Annotated in this window: 4 protein-coding genes; all 4 read right to left on the bottom strand. The window is 39.0% G+C overall.

What is annotated here, in order from left to right; genetic code table 11:
- On the bottom strand, positions 1 to 174 hold a 174-nt coding region (locus BCG07_RS08845; protein ID WP_286889866.1), incomplete at its 3' end, for a DUF2835 family protein.
- Positions 175 to 2,769, bottom strand: coding sequence for an aminopeptidase N (gene pepN / locus BCG07_RS08840; RefSeq protein ID WP_286889864.1), 2,595 nt, complete (start codon positions 2,767 to 2,769; stop codon positions 175 to 177). It abuts the gene before it with no gap.
- Positions 2,770 to 2,815: 46 nt separating this feature from the next.
- Positions 2,816 to 4,279, bottom strand: a complete 1,464-nt coding sequence (gene nhaC, locus BCG07_RS08835) for a Na+/H+ antiporter NhaC (RefSeq protein ID WP_006792819.1) — start codon at positions 4,277 to 4,279, stop codon at positions 2,816 to 2,818.
- A 179-nt stretch (positions 4,280 to 4,458) separates the two neighbouring features.
- On the bottom strand, positions 4,459 to 6,375 hold a 1,917-nt coding region (gene prc, locus BCG07_RS08830), incomplete at its 5' end, for a carboxy terminal-processing peptidase (RefSeq protein ID WP_286889863.1).

Raw genomic sequence — 6,375 nt, 5'->3', positions numbered from 1 at the left:
CATTCTAAAACGCCCTCTGACACCTAAACTTGTAACAAACGGTCTTAAATGATCGGCAGAAAACCGAATTGACTTCCCACCCTCTTCAACCACTTGCACAGAACTATATCGACCGTGGTAGTAATCCATACAGTCGTTATAGCTCAATCTTAAATTAAAGTAATACTCAAGCATTTAATTAAGGGCTTTTTCAACCTTCTCGAATAAGTCGTCACTTAGTCCATCTAAATTAGATAAACGTTCTAATTGCGTTCTCATAAGTGCTGAACGTGTTTTATCATAACGTTTCCAAGACATAAACGGTGTTAGCATTCTTGACGCATTTTGTGGATTTATTGCATTCAGCTTAACAATTAAATCACCAAGCAATTCATATCCTTGCGCGTCAGCACGGTGAAATTGCTGAGTGTTAAAGTAGCTAAAACTCCCCACTAAAGCACGGACTCTATTGGGATTGGAAAAATCAAAACTTGGGTGCTCGTATAATGACTTAATATTAATAATAGCATCTTCACCTGTTTGCATTGCTTGAAGCGCAAACCACTTATCCATAACAAGTACATCATGTCGCCATTGACTATCAAAGTGCGACAATAGGTCATCACAAAGTGGATGAGAAGCTTTTACCACCGCGCTAAGTGCCCCCAACACATTGGTCATATTTGACGAGCTAGCGGCTAGTTTAATAAATTTATCTGTTTGTGTGCTTGGCATCTTTGCAAGATAATGCAGGCATATTTGCTGTAGTGCCCGCACAGCAACCGCTTCGGCATTTATGCTACCATCGTCATGTAATGAACCAAAACATGCGATAAGCTCATCATTAAGGCTTGTGGCAATTTGTATTTCGAACTGTGCTACAACACGAATAATTTCATCAACAGGAATAATTTCAAATTCTGCGGCTAAAGTGTCAAAGCTAGGTAATTTTAATAACTCAGCAATTAACGCTAAATCGCCTTGTTTTGAAACAATTAAAACACGCAAGGCTTCAATTATCTCGTCACTTAATTGAAATTGTGTATCTGAGTTAACTGCTGCTTTTACTGCTTTTATGAACAATTGTTGCTGTGCATCCCAACGTGAAAAATCACTTCGTGCAAAACGCATGATATGTAAAAGCTCGAGCTCAGTTGTTTGTTGAGTTAGAATACACGGAGCTGAAAAGTCTTCTAACAACACAGCAACAGGTTTACAAGTCACATTCTCAAAAGTATAACTCTGCTTTTTATCGGTAACATCAAGCACATTACTAACTTTTAAACCTTTGTATTGTAATTCGATACTATTGCCCGATTCGTCCAACAACTCAATGGCAAACGGGATATGCAACGGTTTGTTATCGGGCTGATTAATCGGTGCATTTTGCTCTATTGTTAGTGTGTAGGTATTTGCGGCACTATCGTAATGTTCTACAGCATTTAAGCGAGGCGTACCCGCCTGACTATACCAACGCTTAAATTGCTCTAAATTAACACCCGATGCGTCACTCATAGCACTGACAAAGTCGTCACAAGTAACTGCTTGGCCGTCATGGCGTTTAAAGTAAAGCGCCATCCCTTTTTGAAAGTTAACCTCACCAAGCAAGGTATGCATCATTCTTATTACTTCAGCACCCTTGTCGTATACTGTTACGGTATAAAAGTTATTCATTTCAATAACTTTTTCCGGTCGAATAGGATGCGCCATAGGCCCTGCGTCTTCACTGAACTGATGCGTACGCATCACCTTAACTGCATCAATGCGGTTGAGTGCACGCGATCCAAGATCACTACTAAATTCTTGGTCTCTAAATACAGTTAGCCCCTCTTTAAGTGATAACTGAAACCAATCTCTGCACGTAACACGATTACCAGTCCAATTGTGAAAGTATTCATGACCGACTATAGACTCAATAGTATGGTAATCTTTATCCGTTGCTGTTTCTTGATTGGCCAAAACACATTTACTGTTAAATATATTTAAGCCTTTGTTTTCCATTGCACCCATATTAAAGAAATCTACGGCTACAATCATGTATATATCAAGGTCATATTCTAAATTAAAACGCTCTTCATCCCATTGCATAGATTTTTTAAGTGATTGCATAGCATGCGGTGTTTTAGGCAAATTACCCTTATCTACAAATAATGCTAAATCAATTTTTCGGCCACTTTTGGTTGTATAGGTATCGTTTAATACATCAAAATCACCAGCAACTAATGCAAATAAATAGCTTGGTTTTTTAAATGGGTCTTGCCATTTAGAAAAATGACGGCCGTCAGGTGTCTCACCTTTGTCAATTTGGTTACCATTAGACAATAAATGCGTGTATCTTGAATCAGCAATAATTGTCACATCAAACGTAGACAACACATCAGGACGATCCATGTAATATGTTATCTTTCTGAAGCCCTGTGCCTCACACTGTGTGCAATAGGCTCCACCAGATAAGTAAAGACCTTCTAAAGATGTATTTGTCTCAGGAGATATCTCGGTCACAATACGTAATTTACAACGATCTGGTAAGTTATTAATAATTAGCTGTTCATTAACAACGCTATAATCTGTTATCTCAATCGCATCTATCGATAAGGACGTTAAACGTAAATCTATGCCATCTAGTATTAGAGGTGATTGATTATCACCAACACGAGTTAACGTCAGTACGCTTGTTACCGTTGTAGTTTTAGGCTGAAGATCAAACGTTAGGTCTGTATGGTCAATTAAAAAATTAGGCGCTTTATAGTCTTTGAGATATTGAGCTTGGGGCGTTTTTGAGTCGGTCATAATTACTCCAAAAAAAGCGCCTCTATATGAAGAGGCGCTACTAAATTTAGGCTGATTGTTTTGGCTTAATACGTAAGATTTTAATACCGAGATACGCATATATAACAGCTAAAACGGGATTAATTAAGTTAAAGAAAGCGTAAAGTGCGTAATCGAAAGGGTTTATTAAAAGTACACTTTGCATGTAAGCACCACACGTATTCCAAGGAATAAGTGGACTGGTAATCGTACCGCCATCTTCTAAGGTGCGAGATAAATTAACCGGCTTTAAACCGCGCTTTTTATATTCATCTTTAAACATACGTCCAGGAACCACAATAGCAATATATTGATCGGCTGCAATGAGGTTAGTACCAATACACGTTGCAATAGTCGAGGCAATTAAAGAGCCTGTACTTTTCGCTATTTTTAAAATACTTTTTACGAAAATGTCTAACAAGCCTGTTTTTTCCATAATAGCGCCAAACATAAGCGCAGTCATAATTAACCACGTCGTTGTTAACATTCCCGCCATACCACCACCGCTAAGTAGTGAGTCCATTTTATCATCACCGGTATCGATGCTAAAACCGTCAAAAAATGTCGTCCATACTAATTTGAAATACCCAACCACTTCGCCTTGAGAAGTATCAATTTGAGAACCAATTAAGTCAGACTGAAATAGCATAGCCCAAACAGCACCAACCACAGCACCAATAGAAATAGCAGGAAAAGCAGGCATTTTTTTAATTGCTAGCACTAAAAGCACAATTAAAGGAATGAGCATCTCAAAACCAATATTGAAGTTTTGCTCCAAAATTAGCGTAATTTCGTCTAAACGCCCAGCCTCATTAGAAGCCGTTGCGTTAAAGCCCATAAATATAAATATAATAAGCGCAATCACAAAGCTAGGAACTGTTGTCCATAGCATATGCTGAATATGTTCAAATAAGTCAGAGCCAACCACTGCGGGCGCTAAGTTAGTTGTTTCAGAGAGTGGGCTTAGTTTGTCACCAAAATACGCACCAGATATAACAGCACCAGCTGTAACTGTCTGATCTAAACCAAGACCCGTAGCAACACCTAATAAAGCAACACCAATTGTAGCTGCAGTGGTCCACGAGCTACCAATGCTCATAGCCACAATGCCACAAATTAAACAACTTGCTGCATAAAACCAACTAGGGTTAATTACTTGCAGGCCATAATATATTAGCGTTGGTACTGTGCCCGATAACAACCAAGTACCTATCAAAGCACCTACCATTAATAAGATGAGTATAGCGCCAAGAGAGAGCGTTATACCCTCTATCATAGCTTGCTCAAGCTTTTTCCACGTGTAGCCGTTTTTTAGGCCAATTAGAGCAGCTGCGAAGGTTGCAAATAAAAGTGCAATTTGGTTTGGTCCAGATGACGAGTTGTCACCAAATAAGTAAACCGCAGCCCCTAACAAGCAAATTAAAACTGAAATAGGAATTAATGCATCAAGAAATGAGGCGGGTTTTACTGGTTTATCATCCAATGGGTTCAAAGTTGAGACTCCTACACACATACAGCGTGTTTAATTATTATTTTTAGCACTTAGTGCGTATTAACTGAGCATTTCTAAGCCGGCTCAATTTTTAATAGTTTGAGATTATAACAATTTAGGCTGTGATAGGTAGCAAAAAAGGCGCACGAGCGCCTTTTTTGTAGTGGTAAAACCAGTTTTTACTTTTTGGCGATGCGACCAAAGTTAATGTAGTCCTGAGTAATTAAGGCCGCTTCTTCAAGGAACGGGTCAAGCTCATCAATTACATCTGGTACATCATCTAGGTTTTCAACCGGATCTTTACCTAATCGTTTCAAGCGCTCATTTGTACGAACTAATGCACGCGCTTCACCTTCTTCTTTTTCTTTAATACGCGTGGCTTCAACTAAAGAAATCGTTTTACGATCTTTTTCTTCGTTGTACAACGCTATATCATCAAACACGTAGCCGAACTCAGGTTCAGATTTAATACGATCTTTATGCTGCTTTTCTAGGTAAGGAATAACTGGAGTTAAATTTCCTAACTTTTTATATTTTGCTTTAACAATGCTATCCCAAGGAAGTGCATTATCTTGTTTACTTTCACCCCACTCGGCAGGATCTATAGCCGATGGAAATGAAATGTCAGGAATAACACCTTTGTGCTGAGTACTGCCGCCATTAATACGGTAAAATTTAGCTATGGTGTATTGCACGCTACCTAATGGGTTATCGTAAAGATCATACGCTCTTGCAAGACCTTTATGTTGCTGCACAGTGCCTTTACCAAATGTTTGTTCGCCAATAATAACAGCGCGACCATAATCTTGCATTGCAGCGGCAAAAATCTCAGATGCAGACGCACTGTAACGATCAACTAAAACCGTTAATGGCCCGTCGTAATAAGTAACTCCGTCACGATCTCTTTGCTCTTCAATTCGGTTATTTAGAGTATGTATTTGTACAACAGGACCTTGATCGAAAAATAAGCCAGAAAGCTGGGTCGCTTCGTATAACGAACCACCACCATTTTGACGTAAGTCGATAATAATACCGTCTACTTTAGCCTCTTTTAATTTAGCTAACTCAACTTTTACGTCTTTAGACAAATTATTGTAAAAACCTGGGATTTCAATAACCCCAATCTTGCTTGATAAATCAGAATATTTAGCTTCAAACACTTCTGACTTTGCAGCTCTGTCTTCAAGACGGATTTTGTCACGAGTAATTTCGACCACTTTAGGTGTGCCATGAGCATCTGCACCTTTCAAATATTGCAAACGTACTTTCGTACCTTTAGGGCCTTTTATTAAATCTACAACATCGTCTAAACGCCAGCCAATCACATCGGTAAAATCTTCACCGTCTTGTGCTACGCCAATAATACGGTCATCTGCTTTAATTTGTTCGGTTTTGTCTGCGGGACCGCCTGGTACAAGACTACGAATTACGGTGTAATCTTCGTCAGGAGTTAGTACAGCACCAATGCCTTCAAGTTCTAAGTCCATATCCATTTTAAATTGTTCAGCACGTCTTGGTGATAAGTAAGACGTATGCGCCTCTATCGTGCGAGCTAAAGAATTTAAAACAATTTGAAATGCATCTTCTGAGTTAGATTGAACTAGACGCTTTTCAGCGTTTTTGTATCGCTTGGTAAGAACCTCTTTGATTCCCTCCCAATCTTTACCAGTCATTTTCAATCGCAGTGCATCGTACTTAACACGCTCTCGCCAAATCTCGTCTAGCTCTGCTTGCGATGTTGGCCACGTTGCATCTTCACGATCAAAAAAGTATTCATCTTGTTTTTCGAACGTCATTTCATTTTCTAATAAAGAAAGTGAATATTCGTAACGTTCAAAACGGCGCTTTAGGCTTAAATTAAAAATATCAAACGTGAAGCCTAGCTTGCCGGTAGTTAAAGCGTTGTCAAAGCTATCGCGATATTGCTCAAAGGATGCAATATCACTGGCTAAAAAAACGCTTTTATTAAAATCAAGGGATTCGATGTAACGATCGTATACTTTACTAGAAAGTTCATCGTTAAATCGAACCGGGATATAGTGTGAACGAGTAAATAAGCTTGCCACGCGCTTACTGGCAGTGCCATGTTGACTTTC

This window comes from Pseudoalteromonas sp. ESRF-bin5 (genome assembly GCF_002632075.1).
In the GTDB taxonomy this organism is placed as follows: Bacteria; Pseudomonadota; Gammaproteobacteria; order Enterobacterales; family Alteromonadaceae; genus Pseudoalteromonas; species Pseudoalteromonas marina.
The sequence above is the reverse complement of the archived record's forward strand: the minus strand, read 5'-3'. Positions and strand labels throughout refer to the sequence as shown.

Excerpts from the sequence above, each read along its gene's own strand:
- pepN (WP_286889864.1), bottom strand. The coding sequence starts at position 2,769 with ATGACCGACTCAAAAACGCCCCAAGCTCAATATCTCAAAGACTATAAA.